Raw genomic sequence first — 18,924 nt, 5'->3', positions numbered from 1 at the left:
CCGGTGTCAGGGCAGTGGGGGCTACGCGCCGAGAACCAGCGCCGTGAGCTGCGAGAGCGGCTCGGAGAGGGCGTTCACCTGGTCGGAGAGCTCCTTGCGCTGCGCATCGGTCACCGTGGAGTAGTCGACGAAACCGTCGTCGATCGTGCCGTACTGGGCCAGCAGGGCGTCGAGAGCATCGAACTCGCTCTGGATGTCGTCGACCAGCTTCTCGCCGTCGTCCCCCTTGCTCCTGGCGATCGCCTCCACGTTGCCGAAGGCCACCTCAGCACCCTGCACGTTGGCCTGGAAGTCGGTGAGGTCGGTTCCCGACCACCAGTCCTCCTCACCGCTGATCTTGCCGCTGGCGACTTCGTCGAGCAGGCCGATGGAGCCGTTGCTGATGTCGGCGACGCTCACGGTGAAGTCGTCGGCGTTCACGAGGTCGTGCAACTGCTGCGTGTCGGCGACCAGCCCGGCGGCGAATGCTGCGCGCTCGGCAGTCGTCGAGGGCGCCCAGTCGAGGAACGCGCTGGTCCCGTCGGAGTTCGAGTCGCCCTGGGCCGGCGGCCAGAGGTCCTTCTCGATGCGGTGGAAGCCCGTCCAGTCGAGGCCCTCGGCCACGGCGTCGACCTCGCGGTAGTCGATCTTGGGGTCCAGGTCGCCGAAGGCCTCGGCCGTGGGCTCGATGCGCTCGTAGAACGCGCGGGTCTGGGCGAACAGCCCTCGAGCCGTCTCGTCGTCGCCAGCAGCGTAGGCGCTGGTGAAGGCGGCCACGGCGGGGATGAGTTCGCCGACCTGCGAGCGGATGTAGGCGATGTAGTTGGTTACGGCGGCATCGTTCAGTTCGGCGGCGTCGGCGTCGATCGCCGTGGCGTCACCGGTCACGGTGAACTCGGCCAGCCCGATGGGGGAGCCGATGAGCTGGAACTTGCATGCCGTGTAGTAGGTGCCGGGCTCGAGCTGGGCCACGTACGACACAGTCTGGCCGGGCGTGACGTTCTCCTTCTCGCCGACGATGCGCAGCTTGTCGTCTGCGAGGATCTCGAACTCGTTGACGTCGCTTCCGGTGTTGCTGAGCTCGAAGGTCACCGCGCCGGATGCCGTCGTGTCGGTGGCGACATCGCAGGCGTCGTCCGTGATGGCCACGGCGACCGCGGATCCACCGGCGTTGTTGGGCACGCAACCCGTCAGCGTGAGTGCGATGATCCCGGCGCCGGCCAGGCCGACGGACAGAGTTCTCTTCATGGGTGGTCTCCTGTGATGGACGTGCTGCTGGGAAAGGTGATCAGGCCGAGCGGGGCGCGATGCCGCTGTCGGCGAGGGTGGCATCCGCTGTGCGGGATGCCGGCGCCGTCGTCTTCGGCGCTGCCGGAGCCTGGGCTGCCGGCGCCGAGCGGGTGAAGACCTGGCGAAGGAAGAGGCCGGTGACGATCGAGGCGTAGGCGAGCCAGCCGATCACCTGGGCCCAGGTGGGCTCGGGCGTGAAGTTGAACACGCCGCCCAGGATGGTGCCGTACCAGCTGGACGGCGGGATGGCGCCGGCCAGGCTCCAGGCTGGCTGTCCCCAGCCGGGGATGACGCCTGCCTCCTGGAGGTCGCCGATGCCGTAGGCGAGCACCCCGGCGGCGACGAGGATGAGGAACAGGCCCGTCCAGGTGAAGAAGCGCGAGAGGTTGATGCGGATGAGTCCGCGGTAGATCAGGTACGACACGGCGACGGCGGCGAGGATGCCGAGCACGGCGCCGATCGTGGCGATCCCGGCGTCGCCGCTGGAGTTCACGGTCGCCCAGACGAACAGGGCGGTCTCGATGCCCTCGCGCCCGACGCTGAGGAAGCCGAGGATGACGATGCCGGATGCGGCTCCGGTGAGGGCGACGTCGAGCTTGGACTGGAGGTCGTGCTTCAGGCCGCGGGCATGGTTGCCCATCCAGAAGATCATCCAGGTGACGAGGGCGACGGCGAGGATGGAGAGCGAACCGCCGAGGATCTCCTGCGCCTGGAAGCTCAGGCCGTACGGACCCCAGGTGAGGATCGCCCCGACGCCGAGCGAGAGCACGATGGCGAAGCCGATGCCGCTCCAGAGGCGGGGGAGCACATCGCGTCGGCCCAGCTTCGAGAGGTACGCCACGAGAATGCCGACGATGAGGCCGGCTTCGAGGCCTTCACGCAGGCCGATGAGAAAGTTTGCGAGCACGCTGATTCCGGAGGATGGGGAAGGTGGGGGAGTGATGGTAAGGCTAACCTAACCGGCTTCGACTCTAACCCGCGCCCCTCGGCCTGTCCAGCCCGGACCGCCGGGGGCATCCGCCGCCGGCGTTCCGTCGGACGCGAGAGACAGGATGCTGCACGGGTGCCGCGCCGTAGAATCCATCCAGGGCCGTGCGCCCGCAGACACTTCACGAGGACGGGGCAGGCATGGCGAATCGAGCGGATCGAGCCGTCTTCGTCTTCCCCGACGCTCGCTCCGCCGTCGCCGTCGCCGGCGGCACCATGGCCCGCGTGGTCGAGGAGGGCGGCTCGTCGACACTCATCACCGCGCTCCCGATGTCGCAGGGGGAGAGCGATGCCCTCGCGCGCCTCACCGGAGGTGACCACGTCGTGGCCGCCGGTCCCGGCGACGTGGTCGAGGTCGCCGAGAGCCGCGCTGCGACAGTGCTGATCGCGCCGGGGGTCTCGACCCCGGCCGCCTCCGCCGTGGCGCGCGCGGCCGGAGACGCAGCCCTCCTCCTCGGCATCCCGCTGTTCAGGGTGAGGGATGCCGCCCGCCTCGATGATTCGGCCCCCGACACCCTCTCGCGGCGCATCGACGTCGGACTGCAGCGCGATGCCAAGCTCGACGCCCTCACCGTGCTGGGGGGCGCCACCGCCGCGACCTCGGCAGCGGCCGGCGCTCTCACCGAGGGCTTCGACAGGGTCGGGGAACCGGCGCCGGAGCCGGGCAGAGAGGCCTCGAGAGCGGCATCCGTCGCCGAGCCGACGACCATCGGCAACCGCCTCGGCACCGCGGCGCTCGCCCTCGTCATCGGCGTCGTGTTCGGTGCCATCGGTACCGTCGCGCACACCACCTCGGTCACTGTCGCCGGCATCGACATTCCGATCGGCCTGATCCTCTCGGTCGTCGCGGTGGTCTCCCTGCTGGTCGGACTGAGGCTCGTCATCCACGACAAGCTCGTGGTCGGTGCCTGTGCCGTCGGGCTCATCGGCATCGTGGCCCTGTTCACCCTTCCGAGCGCCGGCGGCTCCGTTCTCATCCCCCAGGGGATCGCGAGTGTGATCTGGACCGTGACGCCGGCGTTCACCGCTGCACTGGTGCTGGCGTGGCCATCGCTGCCTCCGCGCGCCGGCCATCAGCACCGCGCCGACGCCTAGGCGGAACTGTCGTGGCACGCTCGCACTGCCACGTCTGCTGTTCTGGTTGCGTAGACTTGCCAGTACGCCGTTGAAGGGACTCCTGCACTGTGACCTATGTGATCGCTCTTCCCTGCGTGGACGTCAAGGACCGCGCCTGCATCGACGAATGCCCCGTCGACTGCATCTACGAGGGCGAACGCTCGCTGTACATCCACCCCGATGAGTGCGTGGACTGCGGCGCCTGCGAGCCGGTCTGCCCCGTCGAGGCGATCTACTACGAGGACGACCTGCCCGAGCAGTGGGCCGACTACTACAAGGCCAACGTCGAGTTCTTCGACGACATCGGGTCTCCCGGCGGAGCGGCCAAGATCGGCGTGATCCCGAAGGATCACCCCGTCATCTCCGTGCTGCCGCCCCAGGCCCACTAGAGCCGGTCCCGCGTGCTCACGCCGCTGCCGGACTACCCCTGGGAGTCCATGGCCCCCTTCGCCGAGCGTGCCCGCCGGCATCCGGACGGAATCGTGGACCTGTCCATCGGGTCGCCGGTGGATCCGACCCCGGCTCTCATCCGCGATGCGCTCGCCAGAGCGACCGATGCGCACGCCTACCCGCTCACCGTCGGCACTCCGGCGCTGCGCCAGGCCATCATCGACTGGTTCGAGCGCCGCCGCGGTGTCACCGGCCTGACGGAGCGCAACGTGCTGCCGACGATCGGCTCGAAGGAACTCGTCGCCCTGCTCCCCTTCATGCTGGGCGTCGGGGAAGGCGATGTCGTGGTGCACCCACGGGCCGCCTACCCGACCTATGCCATCGGCGCAGCACTGGCCGGTGCGGACGCACTCGCCTCCGACGACCCGGCCGACTGGCCGGAGGGCACGAAGCTCATCTGGTTGAACTCGCCGGGCAACCCCGACGGCCGAGTCCTCACCGTCGAGGCACTCCGCACGGCCGTCGCCAGGGCACGAGAGCTCGGCGCGGTGATCGTGAGCGACGAATGCTACGCGGAGCTCGGCTGGGACGCCCCGTGGAGCACGGAGCGCGTTCCGAGCATCCTCGATCCGCGGGTGATCGGCCAGGATCGCCGGGGGACCCTCGCCATCTACTCGCTCAGCAAGCAGTCGAACATGGCCGGCTACAGGGCGGCCTTCGTGGCCGGATGCGGCGATATCGTCGCCAGGCTCACGACGGTTCGGAAGCACGCCGGCCTCATGGTGCCTGCGCCGCTGCAGGAGGCGATGGTGGCGGCACTGGGCGATGACGAGCACGTCGATCGCCAGCGCGAGCTCTACCGGGCACGGCGGTCCGTGCTCCTGCCGGCGGTCCAGGCCGCAGGCTTCCGCGTGGACTCCAGCGAGGCGGGCCTCTACCTCTGGGCGACGGAGGGGCGCGACGCCTGGGAGAGCATCGAGCGCTTGGCCGACCTCGGAATCCTCGCCGGTCCGGGACACTTCTACGGCGACATCTACCCCGAGCACGTGCGTTTCTCGCTCACGGCGACGGATGAGCGCATCGCTGCTGCCGCCGAACGGCTCTCCGCCATTCGCTGAGGACCGACGAGGTCGGCGAAGCTGTCGCATCCGTCAACGGATGTCGCCCTGCTTTGGCCGATGCGACAGTATGCCGCCGTGCCGATTAGGCTGTATGCGGGGTTCTCACGGGTGCTTCACAGAGCACTGTCGTGTTCCCCGCCATGAATCAAGCGCTCAGGAGGCGATGTGGGCAACGAGGCACAGGACGGCCAGTCACAGAAGGCTGTACTCAGCTACCCGGGCGGTCAGGCCGAGTTCCCGATCCTGCCGAGTGCAGACGGGGCATCGAGCATCGACTTCTCGACGCTGACGAAGCAGACCGGCCTGACCAGCCTCGACTACGGGTTCGTGAACACCGCGGCCACGAAGTCGGCGATCACCTACATCGACGGCGACGCCGGCATCCTCCGCTACCGCGGCTACCCGATCGAGCAGGTCGCGAAGAACGCCACCTTCCTCGAGACGGCCTGGCTGCTCATCTACGGCGAGCTCCCGACGGCCAGCGAGCTGAACGACTTCGACAACCGCATCCGTCGTCACACGCTCCTGCACGAGGACCTGAAGAAGTTCTTCGGCGCGCTCCCGCACGACGCCCACCCGATGTCGGTTCTCTCGAGCGGCGTCTCGGCCCTGTCGACCTACTACCAGGACTCCCTGAACCCGAAGAACCCCGAGCACGTCGAGCTCTCCACTGTGCGCCTGCTCGCCAAGCTCCCCGTGATGGCGGCCTACGCCCACAAGAAGTCGATCGGTCAGGCCTTCCTCTACCCCGACAACTCGCTGAGCTTCGTCGACAACTTCCTCAAGCTGAACTTCGGCAACCTGGCCGAGATCTACGAGGTGAACCCCGTGGTCTCGCAGGCACTCGAGCGCCTGCTCATCCTGCACGAGGACCACGAGCAGAACGCATCGACCTCGACCGTGCGCCTGGTCGGCTCGACCGAGGCCAACCTGTTCGCCTCGGTGTCCGCCGGCATCAACGCCCTCTTCGGTCCGCTGCACGGTGGTGCCAACGAGGCCGTCCTCACGATGCTCGCCGAGATCCGCGACTCCGGCGAGGGCGTCGCCCGCTACGTGGAGCGGGTGAAGAACAAGGAGGCCGGTGTGCGCCTCATGGGATTCGGCCACCGCGTCTACAAGAACTACGACCCGCGCGCCAAGCTCGTCAAGGAGAGCGCGGATGCCGTGCTCGAGGCGCTCGGTGTGCAGGACCCGCTGCTCGACATCGCCAAGGAGCTCGAGCAGATCGCCCTCGAGGACGACTACTTCAAGGAGCGCAGGCTCTACCCCAACGTCGACTTCTACACCGGCGTCATCTACAAGGCCATGGGCTTCCCGACGCGGATGTTCACCGTGCTGTTCGCCATCGGGCGCCTTCCCGGCTGGATCGGCCACTGGCGCGAGATGAACGAGGACCCGCAGACGAAGATCGGCCGCCCGCAGCAGCTCTACACGGGTTCGGTCGAGCGCGACTGGCCGACCAGCCAGGCGTAGGACGCCAGGCTCAGGAGACGAGAGAGAATGCCCCAGCTGATCACCGAGGACGACCTCCAGAAGCTCGACGAGAGCTACGAGGAGATCCTCGAGCTGCCCGACGACCTCGCCGAGGCCGGCGACGAGATCCCGCTGTCGCCAGACGAGCACCGCGAGATGGCGGACATCATCGAGGCGTGGGCGACCGACACCGCCGCCTACACGCTCGGAGGCGAACTGACCGCCCCGTTGCTGCTGCTCATCGCGGCGGAGCACAGGCACGCCGCCGGTGACGTCGAGCACGCCCACAGGCTGGCCGGGCAGGCGCGCGACCACGCCGACGCCGAGCCGTTCGAGGCGCATCCGACCTTCATCGAGTTCGCCCTCGTCGCCGGCGACACCGATGCGGCCGACGCCCTCGCCGCAGAGGTGCTCGACGCCCGTCCGGTCGATCTCGCGTTCTACACGATGATCGGCGAGTCCTACGAGGACAACGGCGATGAGACCACGGCCGAGCGCTGGTACACCCTCGGCCTGGAGATGATGGCCGCCACCGAGAACACCGACGACCCCGAGTATCTCGGGCTGCTCATCAGCCGCTCGATGCTGCGTCGCGACCTGGGCCTTCCCCTCGACGACTTCGATCAGCAGCTCGAGCGGTTCACCGAGGACTGAGACTCCTCGGAGTCCTCCCCGTCGCATCGGCCGGCCGGTCGGCGGCTCACCCGGCGCGTGCTGCCTTCGGCGTGCGCGCCGGCACCGTCGAGGGGATGCCGCGCGAGAACAGCAGCGACAGGAACGCGATCGCGATGAGCCCGAAGAAGGCGACGCGCAGCGACGACACCTGCGCCGCGCTGTAGATCGTCGTGAGGCTCGCGGCATCCGCTGTCGACAGCCCAGCCTCCTGGGCCACCGTGTCGACGGTCGCCGCCGGGATGATCTGCACCCCGTCCTCGGTCTGCTCCGCGATGGTGCTCTTGACGTCCGGTGGCAGCTCGCTGCTCGCGACACCGGCCGCGAACGACGTCGACAGTGCGCCGATGAGCACGGATCCGATGAGGGCGGTTCCCAGTGACGACCCGAGGTTCTGGAAGACGCCCTGCAGGCCGCCGACCTCGCTGGTCTGCTCGGCCGGCACGCTCGACATGTTCACGTTGCCGAGCTGCGAGGCGAGCAGGCCGAGAGCGGACCCGGCCGCGAACATGCCGATCGCGAAGATGACGCCGCGCAGGTCGTCGGAGACCGAGGCGAGCAGCACGACGGCGCTCACGACCAGGATCACCTGGCCCGTCCGCACGATGCGCCGCGGAGACCAGCGCCGCGAGAGCACGGTTCCGACGAACGAGAAGATTATGAGCGAGACCGACAGCGGGAAGATCTTGATCCCGGTCTCGAGGGCGTCGAGTCCGAGGGTCATCTGCAGGTACACGGGCACCATGAAGAACAGGCCGGCCGTGATGGCGTACTGGGCGCCGAGGACCGACAGTCCGCTGCGCAACTGGGTGATCGAGAACATCGAGACCTGCAGCAATGGCGGCCGGCCGGCGTCGACCAGCCTGCGCTGCCTGGTCACGAACATCCAGAGCAGGAGGGCGCCGATGAGCATGAGCCACGCCGTGGGGGAGATTCCGAACGGCGCGATCGCGACGCCGTTGATCTCCGGGGGAGCGAGCGGGATGATCCAGCCCCACACCTTGCTCTGCAGCATGCCGAAGACCAGGAGCACCAGGCCGGCGGCCGAGAGCAGCACGCTGGCGATGTCGATGCGCACGGCACGAGGCGGTGTGGCATCCGTCACCATCCTGGCGCACAGCACCACGACGGCCATGATGACCACCTCGCCCACGAACACGTACCGCCAGTTGAGGTAGGTCGTGACGAAGCCGCCGATGAGCGGGCCAGCCGCCACTGCGGCTCCCGAGATGGCACCGATGACGGCGTACGCGGTCACCCGTGCGCTGCCCGTGTAGTTGTCGGCGATGAGTGCGGCGATCGCGGGGATGACGAGAACCGCGCCCAGGCCTTCGATGACCGACCATCCCAGGAACAGGAAGCCTATGTTCGGCGCGAGCGCCGTGATGAGGGAGCCGATGCCGTAGATGATCGAGCCCACCACGAACGCCCGTCGACGCCCCCAGACGTCGCCGAGCTTGGCTCCCAACAGCATGACGGACGCCATGGTGAGGGTGTAGAAGGTGATGGCGGCCTGCATGGCCGAGACCGTCGTGTCGAGATCCTCCACGACGGTCGAGATCGACACGTTCATGACTGTGCCGTCGAGCACCATGACGAACTGCGCGGCACCCAGGATGATGACGACGGACCACTTCTTCACGAACCGTACCTGCTTCCCGAGCTGGCGCTCCCGGTCAGTATGGCAGCGGGGACGTTCGCCTCACGAGGGCGACACGACGCAGGTCGTCACGACGGCGCGGCCTACTGCTCGGCCTTCAGCACCAGGGTGTCTTTGGCGGATTTCTCCACGGCCGTGGGTGTGAACTTCCAGGGGCGGGTGCGGTTCGTCTGCCACAGGGGCGTCTGGTCGTCGTAGTTCGGATGGAACGCATGGCCGGATGCGCCGGTCAGGTTGATCCACGTCGAATCGTTGAAGTCGGCCAGGCTGATCACCTGTCGCATCGAGGGGACCCAGTGCACGTCGTAGCTGCTCTCCGTGGCATCCCAGCCGACGGCGTTCACGACCGATGAGCTCCCGCCGACAGGATACGGCCCCCGGTTGAACAGCCACTCGATGGGGGCGATGCCGGACTCGCCGAAGCTCGCGTGGGTCAGCTCGAGGGTGTGCAGACTGCCCCACGTCCAGCGCTTCGGATCACTGCCCATCGCGTCGACGCCCTCGTCGTATGCCTTCTCCGCGGCGTACGCGAGCATGGCGTCCCGTCCTTCGATGCCGAGCTTCTCGTTCGTCCACCATGGCGAGTCCGGCTCGTCGAGAAGTGAGCCGACGACGCCGAACCAGCGGTCTCCGCCTGCTGGCTTGGTGCCCTCCGGAAGCTTGTCGTCGAACATCGCCGCGAGGAGGTGCCGCCAGGTCATGTTGAAGTACGCCGCTGCTGCGCTGTCAGCGTCGTCCCGGTGGTCCCAGTCCTCGAGCAGCGCTGCGCCCTTCTTCGCGTCGCCCGACAGCTTCAGCTTCGCGATGACGGGAGCCAGGGCCACGGCGTTGAGGTCGACCGTGTCTGCCTGGATCGAGGCCATCGTCTTCACGGAGATCTTCTTCTTCGCCGCGATGACGTCCTGAAGGCGGGTCGTGATCTGCTGGGCCCTGTAGCCCAGGTCCCAGTCCTTCGTGACGAGTGATGGGTAGTCCGGACCGACGGCGGCATTGTTCGCCGTCACGATCAGCCCGCTGGCCGGGTTCAGGAGGCTCGGCAGCGAGCCGAAGGGGATGTAGCCGTTCCAGCCGTTCGCACTCGTCCAGCCGGGCAGCGGAAGTGTGCCGTCGCCGGCCTTGCGCACGGGAATGAGGCCGGGCGCCTGGTATCCGATGTTGCCGTCGACGTCGGCGTAGAGCAGGTTCTGGGACGGCACGTCGAAGACGGCGGCGGCGGCCCGGAAGTCGTTCCAGTTGCGCGCCTTGTCGAGTGCGAAGATCGAGGAGGCCGTTCGGCCGGGCGTCAATGCCGTCCATTGCAGCGACAGCTGGTAGTCCCCGGCCGGCACGTCTGCGGAGGCCGGATAGTCGGCGGCGATCGTGCCGAAGGCATCCGTGATCCCTGTGATGATGGGGCCGCGTTCCGTCGCGCGGATCTCGATGTCCACGGGGTCGCCGCCGGCGACGGTGATGGTCTCGGTGTGCGAGCGCAGCCCGACCTGGGCTCCGTCGAGCTCGTACTCGTCGCCCGAGACCTTCTCCAGGTAGAGGTCGGCGACGTCGGGCCCCAGGTTGGTGAAGCCCCACGCCACGGTGTCGTTGTGTCCGATGATCACTCCGGGAACTCCGGAGAAGCTGTAGCCGGCCACGGCGAACGGGCATTCCGCCGTCACCTCGACGCAGCGCAACCCGACCTGGTACCAGACCGAGGGCATCACGGCTCCGAGGTGCGGGTCGTTGGCGAGGATGGGCGCCTCGGTGTCGGTGAGCGCGCCGGCAGCGACCCACGAGTTGGAGCCGATCTCGTTGCCAGCGGGCCCGATGAGCTCGGGGAGTGCCGCGAGGGTGCTCTGGAGTTGGCGGAGGGCCGGGGCCGCCGCCGTGGCGGCATCCGTCGTCGCCTCATCCGACAGGGGAGTATTCGACAGGGGAGTCGACGAGAGGGATGCGGGAGCCGCGACGGCCCCGCCGACGATCGTCGGGTGAGTGTCGTACGGGTACTCGGGGTGCAACTGCTTCACCTCGTCGGGGCTGAGCGCCGTCGAGAGCAGAGCCCGGTCGATCTCGTCCTCGAGGTTGGATCGGAGGTCCCAGGCCATGGCCTTCAGCCAGGCGAGCGAGTCGGCGACGGTCCACTTGTACGGGGTGTAGCCGGGATTCTGCAGGCCGAGCACGGCGTATTCGAGCGAGATGTCCGCTCCGGAATGACTCTTCAGGTACGCGTTCACGCCATCGGCGTAGGCCTGGTAGTAGCTCAGCGTGGTCTCGTCGAGCAGTTCGACCTCCTTCTCGGCGACGGCACGCCAGCCGAGGGTGCGGATGAAGGTGTCGGTGGGCACCTGGCTCTCGCCGAACAGCTCGGAGAGCCGACCGCTCGTCACGTGGCGGCGGAAGTCCATCTCCCAGAAGCGGTCCTGGGCGCTCACGTAGCCCTGGGCCATGAACAGGTCGGGCGCGGTCTCGGCTGCGATCTGCGGGATGCCGGCCGAGTCGCGGTAGACGGTGACGTCACGGTGCAGCCCGGAGAGGTCGACGCGTCCGGACATGGTCGGGAAGGAGCGGGTCACCGTCCAGACGCCGACGCCTGCCGCGATGACGGCGAGCACCAGCACACTGACGAGAACGCCGATCACCACCTTCGTGCCGCGGTGCCTGCTCGTGCGAGGGGAGTCGGTGCCCACGTCACTCCTTCGTGATCGGTGCCTGTGCAGTCTGGGCAGCCTATCCGTTCACCGCGGTGTCGCCGGGGAAGCCATCCGATGAGTCTCGCCCGCGGATGCCCACCGAACCCAGACTCATCGGATCGCCTCCCCGGCTTGCAGCGCACGCGAGGGGAGTACGCCTAGGGCGCCCTCAGGCGTGCAGGGCCTCGTTCAGGAGAACGCCGCGTCCGCTGCGCGCGAGCACCTCGACGGCGCCCGACACCGAATTGCGGCGGAACAGGAGATTGGGCACTCCGGACAGGGTCGCAGCCTTCACGGTTCGCTGGATCGGGTTCTGGCCGGCCCCCGTCGGTTCCACCACGACGACCTTGGTGCCTGCGGTCACATAGAGGCCGGCCTCGACCACGGTGTCGTCGCCGATCGAGATGCCGATGCCCGAGTTCGCGCCCAGCAGGGCTCGTTCGCCGATGCTGACGCGCTGGGTTCCGCCACCCGAGAGCGTGCCCATGATGGAGGCGCCGCCCCCGACGTCGCTGCCGTCGCCCACGACGACGCCCTGCGAGATGCGGCCCTCCACCATCGAGGTGCCGAGGGTGCCGGCATTGAAGTTCACGAAGCCCTCGTGCATCACCGTGGTTCCGGGGGCGAGGTGCGCGCCGAGGCGCACGCGCGAGGCATCCGCGATCCGCACCCGCTCCGGCACGACGTAGTCGATGAGCCTCGGGAACTTGTCGAGTCCGGTGGCGCTGATGCCGGCGCGCTGCAGGGTCGGGCGGAGGCGCGCGAAGTCGTCGGGGTGCACCGGTCCCGCGGTGGTCCAGGCGACGTTCGGGAGGTGGCCGAAGATGCCGTCGAGGTTCAGCGTGTTCGGCGGTGTCAGCAGGTGGGAGAGCAGGTGCAGCCGGAGGTAGGCGTCGGGAGTCGATGACGGCGCCGCATCCAGGTCGATCTCGACAGTGACGACCTCGGTGCGGACGTTCCGTCGATCGTCGGGGCCAGCGGTGCTCTCGAGATCGGGAGGCACGGCTGCCGCTGCCGGGCGAGCGCCGAGTCGAGGCGCCGGGTACCAGGTGTCGAGCACGGTGCCGTCGCCGGCGATGGTGGCGAGGCCGTGCCCCCAAGCGGCGCGGGCGGACAGAGGTGCTGAGGCGTCAGTCGCAGGCATGCCACCCAGCGTAACGGCGGCGGAAGGGCGGCCACCGCGATCAATAGACTGGAGCCATGCCGGTGAACGACGTCTCCACGCCCGTGCTCGACCTGTCGGCAGACGTCGTCGCCATCGCCAGGGACATCTGCGACATCGAGTCGGTCTCCGGGAACGAGACGCCACTGGCGGATGCGATCGCCACGGCGCTCGCCGGATACGCGCACCTCGAGGTCATCCGCGACGGCGACACGATCGTCGCCCGCACGAACCTCGGACGGGACAGGCGCGTGGTCATCGCCGGTCACATCGACACGGTGCCGCTGAAGGACAACCTGCCCACCCGGTTCGAGACCGAAGACGGTGCCGATTACCTCTGGGGCCGCGGAACCGTCGACATGAAGGGCGGGGTGGCCGTGCAACTCGCCCTCGCTCCGGTGCTCACGGACCCCATCGTCGACATCACCTGGCTGTTCTACGACGGCGAGGAGGTCTCGTCCGACAAGAACGGACTGGGGCGCCTCGCTCTCACCCGTCCCGATCTGCTCGACGGTGACTTCGCGATCCTCGGCGAGCCGAGCAACGCATCGGTCGAGGGCGGCTGCAACGGCACGCTGCGGGTGGAGCTGCGCGCCTTCGGCCGGCGGGCGCATTCGGCCCGATCCTGGGTCGGCGACAACGCCATCCACAAGGTCGGCCCGCTTCTGGACCGGCTGGCGGCCTACGAGCCGCGATCGGTCGAGGTCGAGGGGCTGGTCTACAGGGAGGGCCTGAACGCCGTCGGCATCACGGGTGGAGTGGCAGGCAATGTCATCCCCGACGATGTCATGGTGCATGTGAACTACAGGTTCGCCCCGAGCCGCACGGCTGCCGAGGCCATCGATCACCTGCGCGAGCTCTTCCCCGAGTACGAGCTGACCGTCGTCGACCAGGCCGAGGGCGCCAGGCCGGGACTCGACGCCGAGCTCGCCCAGGAGTTCCTCGCAGCCGTGGGCGCCGAGGCGAAGCCCAAGTACGGCTGGACCGATGTCGCCCGCTTCAGCGCCCTCGGCATCCCGGCGGTCAACTACGGCCCCGGAGACCCTCTGCTCGCCCACCACGACCAGGAGCGCGTGCCCGTCGAGCAGATCACCGAGTGCGCCAGGGCGCTGCGTACATGGCTGAACGGGCGCTGACCCGCCGTTCCGAGCGGCGCACCTCGGAACGGCCGCAGAAGCGACTCCTCCCGCTCGCGGTCGTCGTGCGCTGGCGGATGATGCCCTGGTGGCTCAGGGTCGTCACCGTCTACGCCGTGTCGCGTGTGGCGACGACGGTGCTCATGCTTGTCCTCTCCGGCATCCAGCAGGCGAACCCCTGGACAGGGGCTCACCCGTCGTACGCCGCGTTCGCCAACCTCTGGGACGGCCGGTGGTACGAGATCATCGCGGGCTACGGCTATCCGAGCGAGCTCCCGCTGACGGATGACGGCCACATCGGCGAGAACGCATGGGCATTCATGCCCGGCTATCCAGCCCTGGTGCGCGTGCTCATGGAGGTGACCGGACTGCAGTGGAGCGTGCTCTCCGTCTTCGTCTCCGTGGTGTTCGGTCTCGGAGCAGCCCTGGTGTTCCACCAACTGCTCCGCACACGCCTGGATGCCTCGACCACCCTCTTCGCCGTCACCCTGTTCTGCTTCGCGCCGTTGTCGCCGATCCTGCAGGTCGGCTACGCGGAGGCGATGTACCTGTTCCTCCTCACCCTCGCGCTGCTGCTCCTGGTGCGCAGGCGGTACTGGCTGCTGTTCCCCGTCGTCGCCGTCATGGCTCTCACCCGACCGAGTGGTCTCGCCTTCGCCCTCGCGCTCGGCCTGCACGTCATCCACCGCTGGTTCACCCGCTCGCGCGATCCGTTCCCCGCACGCGAGATGGGGGCATCCGTCGCCGTCACGGTCTTCACCGGGTTGATGGGCCTGGCGTGGCCGGCTGCAGCGTGGGTCGCGACCGGCAGCATCACCGCGTACACCGATACCGAGCTGGCCTGGCGCGCGCCCTACATCGGGTACCAGGAGCTCATCCCGTTCACGGCCTGGTTCCAGAGCGGAGCCTGGTGGCTCGGGTCGCCGACCGGCTACATCGTCGTCGCAGCCCTGATCGTGGGCTTCGGCGCCGTGCTGTTCCTGCCGGCGGTGCGGCGACTGGGCATCGACCTGCGCTTCTGGTTGGGGAGCTACGCCCTCTACCTGCTCGCCGTCTTCTTCCCGCAGTCGAGCACCTTCAGGCTGCTGACCCCGCTGTTCCCGCTGCTGGGTGCGCTCGCTCAGCCGCGTTCACGGCTGTATCGCGGTGTGCTGGTGCTGGTGTTCATCGCTCTGCAATGGGGCTGGCTGTACATCTGCTGGGCCTACATCGGCTACGACTGGAGCCCGCCGTGACGGCGCCACGAGCGCGCGGGCGTACTGGGGGCACGCCCGTGATTTCGGATAGTACTCCCAGCAGGGGATAATGGAAGCAGTCTTGCCACGAAAGGGGAACTCAATGGCGGCGATGAAGCCACGTACTGGTGACGGACCGATGGAGGCCGTGAAGGAGGGGCGTCTCATCATCGTTCGCGTTCCACTGGAAGGCGGGGGACGCCTGGTCGTCTCCGTCAACGACGCTGAGGCCAAGGAACTGCACGACGCCCTCGAGAAGGTCGTCGCGCCGGTCTAGCCTGCGCACATGTGAAGCTGGTCCGGAGCCGAGAGGCACCGGGCCAGCTCTTTGCGTCTCATCCACGGTCTGCGGCCCGGCGCTCGGCGACGAGTCCCGTGTGCTGGCCGAGAAGTGCCGTTCGCTGGCCGGGAAGTGCCGCGTGCTCGCCGGGAGGCCGCATCCGGTGTCGACGGATGCCGGCCCGCGAGCCTCTGCGCCTGCCGGGGCGCGCGAGCCTGCGCCCCGCTAGGAGAGCAGCTTCGAGATCTGCAGGAGGCCGTCGCCGGCCGGTGAGAGTGCACTCAGCACTGCCGTCGAGCCCGAGATCTCCGTGATCAGAGAGCGGAAGCCGCTGGCGACCTCGTCGCGCTGCGCCGGGTCGGCCACGCGGCCCCGCCAGAGAGCGTGCGGCACCAGGACGGTGCCGCCGGGCTTGGCCAGGCGCAGTCCGTGCTCGACATACTCGATGACCGACTGCGGATCGGCGTCGACGAAGACGACGTCGTAGGAGTTCTCGTTCATGCGGGGGAGCACCTCGCCTGCGCGCCCGGCGATCAGCCGGATGCGGTTGGCGGCGATCCCGGCGTCGAGAAGGTTCGTGCGGGCGTGCTGCTGGTGGTCGACCTCGGAGTCGATGGATGTGAGGGTCGCATCCGGGGCTCCGCGCAGCAGCCACAGACCGGAGACTCCGACGCCGGTGCCGATCTCGACGATCGCCGAAGCCGAGTGCGCAGCGGCGATGACGGCCGCCTGCGCTCCGATGGCCGGGGAGATCGGTTCGATGCCCAACTCCAGCGACTGCAGACGCGCCTTCGCGATGGATTCGGGCTCGCCGACGATGTCGTCGACGTACTTCCAGTTGAGGTCTTTGTCAGACACGTTCTCTCCCAAGATGATCGATCCCAGCCTAGAGCCGGCCCCGAGCGGCGGGTGGATGCCTCGCCGCGGGTTATCCTGATGGCATGTTCGGGCTGACCTTCGAGAAACTCCTCATCATCGGGGTCATCGCGGTGTTCCTGCTCGGACCGGAGCGGCTGCCTCACTACGCGGCGCAGCTCGGACGGCTCGTGCGTCAGCTGCGCGACATGGCGAACGGCGCCAAGGATCGCATGCGCGACGAGATGGGTCCCGACTTCGACGACGTCGACTGGAAGAAGCTCGACCCGCGCCAGTACGACCCGCGCCGCATCATCCGCGAGGCCCTGCTGGACGACGAGCCTGCAACCCCGACCGTGTCGCGATCGGGCGCGCCCGTCGTGGCTGCGGCAGGGGCGGCCGGGACCGCCGCCGGAGTGGCCGGGGCATCCGGAACCATCGGGGTGAACCCGAACTCGGCCTACCTGCAGAAGAAGCGGTCCGCCGAGATGACGGCGATGCCCACGCCGTTCGACTCAGAGGCGACCTAGCCGTAGCGACCGAGCGCAGTACCTCACCATTGGTCGAGTAGCGACCGAGCGCAGTCTCTGACCGCTGGTCGAGTAGCGCCGAGCGCAGTCTCTCACCGCTGGTCGAGTAGCGACCGAGCGCAGCGAGGACGCGTATCGAGACCACTGTCCGCCCGGCTCCCCGCTCTGCAAACGCCCCTCCTCCACACCCCCCGCTGCGTTACCCGGTTTCCACAGCCTGTGGGTGAAAACATCCCGGTCAAGCTACGTATTTCCCGGCTTGAATGTCGGTGGGTACCCGTAGTGTCAAGGCATGGAAGCACTCCAGTCCCGGATGCGGCAGGCGATCGCTGCGGCGACACCGCTGCTGGCGGAGACCACCGCCGTGGGAGTGCTGCCGTCGGCCACGGATGAGGACTTGCTCTCGGGTGCGGCGTTGATGGAGGAACTCGGGCGTCTGGTCGATGCCGGCCGGATCGCGTACGCCGGAGAGGTCGCTGACCGGTCGCGGAAGATCCTGGGCCCGAGTGCTCTGCCCGAACGGTTCGGGTGCTCGACCCCCGGGAAACTGCTGGAACATGTCGTCCGAGTCTCCCCTCAGACCGCTCGTGCTCGGTTGAAGCTGGGCACCCAGACCCGACGGGGGTTGTCACTGATCGGGGAGGCGTTGCCAGCTCCGTTCGATGTCGTCCGCCGCGGCCTGGCCACCGGTCGGCTGGGTCTGGATTCAGCTACGACCATCACGACCGCGCTGTCGAAGGCCATGGTGGGCGCTCCGACAGACACCCTGTCGAAGTTCCTGCCCGCCGAGTACGAACTGGTGTGCTCGGCGATCGGAGTGTCACCGGGCGCGGATGCCCCGGCTCTGCCGCCGGTGACGCCCACCGAGACCGATGATCAGGCGTCGGTCTGGGTGCAGGTGCTGAACCCGGATGGTGCCGAACCGTCGGTGACGGAGTTCGAGTCGCGGGCGTTCCGGCTTCACCGCCCGAAGAACGGCCTCATCCCGATCAGCGGAGCCCTGCTTCCCGAAGTCGCCGGACAAGTGCAGGCTGTGTTCGATGCGACGTGCAATGTGCGCTCCTCACTGACTTTCCTCACCGACGACGAACGTGCCGCACTCGAAGCGACCGAGGGCCCGCGCGATCCGCGTAGTCGGGCGCAACGACAGCACGACGCCGTCGCCGCCTTGTTCGCGTTGGCGGGCCGCTCCGGCGAACTGCCCACTCTGAACGGGGCGTCAGCGACGATGGTCACCCATGTGCTGGCAGCCGACCTCGACGAGACCACCGGTTCGGTCACCGGTGCCGGTCACATCGACGGCCTCGACGCCCCGGTCTCGAGCGGAGCGGTGGAGCAACTGTGCTGCGCGAACGGCATCCAAGCCGTCGCGATCAGCGCCGACGGCGCCATCCAGCGTCTGGGAACCACGGAACGGTGCTTCAACCGGACTCAGCGTCGTGCGATGGCTGCACGCGACGGCGGCTGCATCATCTGCGGGATGCCACCCCAGTACACCGAAGCCCATCACGTCGTGCCCTGGGCGGTCGTGAAGGCCACGCACGTGTCGAACGGGGTGCTTCTGTGCTGGTTCCACCACCGCACCATCACCACCAGCGGATGGCAGATCCGCATGGTCCACGGACACCCTGAGATCATGCCGCCACCTGTGCTCGGTCCCCAGGTCTGGCGGCCGGCCCGAGCCTCGACCACTCGCCGGGTCGACGCCGTCACGAGGCGGTTGCGGCAGTGATGGTCCGCGCGAGCCGGTGAGCCGGTGAGCCGAAATCGAATCGCCCTTCAGATCGCGCTGGCCACGACCACGCGTCCGCGGACGGTGTCGAGCAAGGAAGCGAAACGCGTGTCCGAGGTGAGACGGGGACCCATTCGCCCCTCGTCCAGCACGACGATGGGCATCGTCGCGGCGGGAGCTGCGATGTCCAGATCCAGACACCGATACAGATCAGCTGGCAGTTCCGTTGTGCCCGGGGCCGCCGAGAGCACCCTCGCCCACGGGACTGAGTAGACCTCCATCGCTCCGTCCTTCCAGTCCCAGAAGGCGATCCCGTCGTCATCGAGTGAGATGGCCGCGTATCGCACGAGGCGCTGGCGGAGGCGGCTCGCGGCGAACTCATCCACCGTCTCCAACTCGGCTGCCAGACGTGGTGTCCTGAGAATGGCGAAGATGTCGGTGTCGCTACCGAGGCTTAGTCGTATGGAGGATATCAATCGCCTGGAGGCGGTCACGGACACGACCTGAATCGTCGACAGGGCCAGGCCCATAACAGCAAGAGGAACCAGAACGTACGGCAGGACGACGCCGTTGAAGTCTGCTTCGCCGGACAACACCATGGCGGCCATGGCCAGCGGTGTGGCGGCGAACGGCACGGCTCGCG

The 18,924-nt window shown here is 68.2% G+C and carries 17 protein-coding genes; 10 read left to right on the top strand and 7 right to left on the bottom strand.

The window, feature by feature from the left end; translation table 11 throughout:
• Window positions 1-21: 21 nt before the first annotated feature.
• A complete protein-coding gene (efeO, locus tag ASC59_RS06470) occupies window positions 22-1,227 on the bottom strand; it encodes an iron uptake system protein EfeO (RefSeq protein WP_055819772.1) in 1,206 nt (401 codons plus the stop codon).
• Window positions 1,228-1,267: 40 nt separating this feature from the next.
• Window positions 1,268-2,176 (bottom strand): iron uptake transporter permease EfeU, encoded by a 909-nt coding sequence (gene efeU, locus ASC59_RS06465; protein ID WP_055819769.1) that lies wholly within the window; start codon window positions 2,174-2,176, stop codon window positions 1,268-1,270.
• A 221-nt stretch (window positions 2,177-2,397) separates the two neighbouring features.
• On the opposite strand from efeU, the gene ASC59_RS17590 reads away from it, so the two are divergent.
• The 5 genes from ASC59_RS17590 to ASC59_RS06440 all read left to right on the top strand — a co-directional run bounded on the left by ASC59_RS17590 (window position 2,398) and on the right by ASC59_RS06440 (window position 7,010).
• Complete coding sequence (locus tag ASC59_RS17590) at window positions 2,398-3,351, top strand: hypothetical protein (RefSeq protein WP_235492597.1); 954 nt, start codon at window positions 2,398-2,400, stop codon at window positions 3,349-3,351.
• A gap of 89 nt (window positions 3,352-3,440) precedes the next feature.
• Window positions 3,441-3,761, top strand: coding sequence for a ferredoxin (gene fdxA / locus ASC59_RS06455; RefSeq protein ID WP_055819766.1), 321 nt, complete (start codon window positions 3,441-3,443; stop codon window positions 3,759-3,761).
• A 12-nt stretch (window positions 3,762-3,773) separates the two neighbouring features.
• Window positions 3,774-4,880: a succinyldiaminopimelate transaminase gene (gene dapC / locus ASC59_RS06450; RefSeq protein WP_268765477.1), complete on the top strand. Its 1,107-nt coding sequence runs from the start codon at window positions 3,774-3,776 to the stop codon at window positions 4,878-4,880.
• A 168-nt stretch (window positions 4,881-5,048) separates the two neighbouring features.
• Window positions 5,049-6,356, top strand: coding sequence for a citrate synthase (locus tag ASC59_RS06445; RefSeq protein ID WP_055819763.1), 1,308 nt, complete (start codon window positions 5,049-5,051; stop codon window positions 6,354-6,356).
• 27 nt (window positions 6,357-6,383) lie between these two features.
• Window positions 6,384-7,010, top strand: a complete 627-nt coding sequence (locus ASC59_RS06440) for a hypothetical protein (protein ID WP_055819760.1) — start codon at window positions 6,384-6,386, stop codon at window positions 7,008-7,010.
• A gap of 46 nt (window positions 7,011-7,056) precedes the next feature.
• On the opposite strand, the gene ASC59_RS06435 is transcribed toward ASC59_RS06440, so the two are convergent.
• The 3 genes from ASC59_RS06435 to dapD all read right to left on the bottom strand — a co-directional run bounded on the left by ASC59_RS06435 (window position 7,057) and on the right by dapD (window position 12,495).
• The gene (locus ASC59_RS06435) at window positions 7,057-8,670 is read right to left on the bottom strand and encodes an MFS transporter (protein ID WP_235492596.1); all 1,614 of its coding nucleotides are present in this window, start codon (window positions 8,668-8,670) and stop codon (window positions 7,057-7,059) included.
• A 101-nt stretch (window positions 8,671-8,771) separates the two neighbouring features.
• Window positions 8,772-11,348, bottom strand: coding sequence for a penicillin acylase family protein (locus ASC59_RS06430; RefSeq protein ID WP_235492595.1), 2,577 nt, complete (start codon window positions 11,346-11,348; stop codon window positions 8,772-8,774).
• A gap of 172 nt (window positions 11,349-11,520) precedes the next feature.
• Window positions 11,521-12,495 carry a 2,3,4,5-tetrahydropyridine-2,6-dicarboxylate N-succinyltransferase gene (gene dapD / locus ASC59_RS06425; RefSeq protein ID WP_055819758.1) on the bottom strand — a complete coding sequence of 325 codons (975 nt, stop codon included), beginning with the start codon at window positions 12,493-12,495 and terminating at the stop codon, window positions 11,521-11,523.
• Between the two features lie 56 nt (window positions 12,496-12,551).
• Between dapD and dapE the strand changes: the two genes are divergently transcribed.
• The 3 genes from dapE to ASC59_RS16970 all read left to right on the top strand — a co-directional run bounded on the left by dapE (window position 12,552) and on the right by ASC59_RS16970 (window position 15,161).
• Window positions 12,552-13,649, top strand: coding sequence for a succinyl-diaminopimelate desuccinylase (gene dapE / locus ASC59_RS06420; protein WP_055819756.1), 1,098 nt, complete (start codon window positions 12,552-12,554; stop codon window positions 13,647-13,649).
• On the top strand, window positions 13,631-14,884 hold the full coding sequence (locus tag ASC59_RS06415; protein ID WP_235492594.1) for a mannosyltransferase family protein: 1,254 nt from the start codon (window positions 13,631-13,633) through the stop codon (window positions 14,882-14,884). Before dapE ends, ASC59_RS06415 begins: the two co-directional genes overlap by 19 nt.
• 103 nt (window positions 14,885-14,987) lie before the next feature.
• A complete protein-coding gene (locus ASC59_RS16970) occupies window positions 14,988-15,161 on the top strand; it encodes a DUF3117 domain-containing protein (protein ID WP_082467399.1) in 174 nt (57 codons plus the stop codon).
• Between the two features lie 228 nt (window positions 15,162-15,389).
• Here ASC59_RS16970 and ASC59_RS06410 read toward each other — a convergent pair whose 3' ends face one another.
• The gene (locus ASC59_RS06410) at window positions 15,390-16,022 is read right to left on the bottom strand and encodes an O-methyltransferase (protein WP_055822927.1); all 633 of its coding nucleotides are present in this window, start codon (window positions 16,020-16,022) and stop codon (window positions 15,390-15,392) included.
• Window positions 16,023-16,105: 83 nt separating this feature from the next.
• Here ASC59_RS06410 and ASC59_RS06405 point away from each other — a divergent pair, with 83 nt between their 5' ends.
• Both ASC59_RS06405 and ASC59_RS06400 read left to right on the top strand, forming a co-directional pair.
• Window positions 16,106-16,549 carry a twin-arginine translocase TatA/TatE family subunit gene (locus ASC59_RS06405; protein ID WP_055819753.1) on the top strand — a complete coding sequence of 148 codons (444 nt, stop codon included), beginning with the start codon at window positions 16,106-16,108 and terminating at the stop codon, window positions 16,547-16,549.
• A gap of 292 nt (window positions 16,550-16,841) precedes the next feature.
• Window positions 16,842-18,281 (top strand): HNH endonuclease signature motif containing protein, encoded by a 1,440-nt coding sequence (locus ASC59_RS06400; protein WP_082513438.1) that lies wholly within the window; start codon window positions 16,842-16,844, stop codon window positions 18,279-18,281.
• Window positions 18,282-18,328: 47 nt separating this feature from the next.
• Here the strand turns inward: ASC59_RS06400 and ASC59_RS06395 are convergent, their stop codons facing one another.
• Window positions 18,329-18,916 (bottom strand): hypothetical protein, encoded by a 588-nt coding sequence (locus ASC59_RS06395; protein WP_157487935.1) that lies wholly within the window; start codon window positions 18,914-18,916, stop codon window positions 18,329-18,331.
• Between the last annotated feature and the right edge of the window lie 8 nt (window positions 18,917-18,924).

The organism is Leifsonia sp. Root1293 (genome assembly GCF_001425325.1).
In the GTDB taxonomy this organism is placed as follows: Bacteria; Actinomycetota; Actinomycetes; order Actinomycetales; family Microbacteriaceae; genus Orlajensenia.
Note: the sequence above shows the minus strand (reverse complement) of the source record. Positions and strands in the feature narration are given on the sequence as shown.

Excerpts from the sequence above, each read along its gene's own strand:
- dapD (WP_055819758.1), bottom strand. The coding sequence starts at position 12,495 with ATGCCTGCGACTGACGCCTCAGCACCTCTGTCCGCCCGCGCCGCTTGG.
- dapE (WP_055819756.1), top strand. The coding sequence starts at position 12,552 with ATGCCGGTGAACGACGTCTCCACGCCCGTGCTCGACCTGTCGGCAGAC.
- ASC59_RS17590 (WP_235492597.1), top strand. The coding sequence starts at position 2,398 with ATGGCGAATCGAGCGGATCGAGCCGTCTTCGTCTTCCCCGACGCTCGC.
- ASC59_RS06415 (WP_235492594.1), top strand. The coding sequence starts at position 13,631 with ATGGCTGAACGGGCGCTGACCCGCCGTTCCGAGCGGCGCACCTCGGAA.
- ASC59_RS06400 (WP_082513438.1), top strand. The coding sequence starts at position 16,842 with ATGGAAGCACTCCAGTCCCGGATGCGGCAGGCGATCGCTGCGGCGACA.
- ASC59_RS16970 (WP_082467399.1), top strand. The coding sequence starts at position 14,988 with ATGGCGGCGATGAAGCCACGTACTGGTGACGGACCGATGGAGGCCGTG.
- efeO (WP_055819772.1), bottom strand. The coding sequence starts at position 1,227 with ATGAAGAGAACTCTGTCCGTCGGCCTGGCCGGCGCCGGGATCATCGCA.
- ASC59_RS06440 (WP_055819760.1), top strand. The coding sequence starts at position 6,384 with ATGCCCCAGCTGATCACCGAGGACGACCTCCAGAAGCTCGACGAGAGC.
- ASC59_RS06405 (WP_055819753.1), top strand. The coding sequence starts at position 16,106 with ATGTTCGGGCTGACCTTCGAGAAACTCCTCATCATCGGGGTCATCGCG.